This is a genomic window from Lactococcus formosensis, assembly GCF_018403745.1.
Taxonomy (GTDB): domain Bacteria; phylum Bacillota; class Bacilli; order Lactobacillales; family Streptococcaceae; genus Lactococcus; species Lactococcus formosensis.
Window position 1 is genome coordinate 1 of record NZ_BOVP01000020.1, and the last position, 382, is coordinate 382.

General features: G+C 40.1%; 1 pseudogene. It reads right to left on the reverse strand.

The features are described from left to right. Nucleotides 1–2 precede the first annotated feature (2 nt). Nucleotides 3–382, reverse strand: a pseudogene (locus KJS37_RS10365) (IS6-like element IS1216 family transposase); the annotation flags it as partial.

Below are 382 nucleotides of genomic sequence, written 5' to 3' on the forward strand. Positions count from 1 at the left end.
ATTTAAGCTGGGATTCCCAATAATACCTTGATTTCAGTACAGACCGAAAACCCGAAGAGAGTGCCTTCTTTTCGGGTTTTCTTATATAATCCTCGGATGGCTTCCATGCCTTTAATCGTGGGTGAGGCAGTGCGTAAACTTCGATAGAATTTATTGCGTCTCTTTACTGGACGATGGTCTTGTTCAATCAAATTATTCAGGTATTTAATGGTACGATGTTCTGTCCCTTGATAAAAGCCGTATTCTTTTAGTTTCTTAAAGGCACTTGTAATAGAGGGGGCTTTATCTGTGACTACAACCTTCGGTTCATCAAACTGCTTCACTAACCGCTTAAGAAAAGCATAGGCTGCTTGTGTGTCCCGTTTTTTACGTAACCAAATAT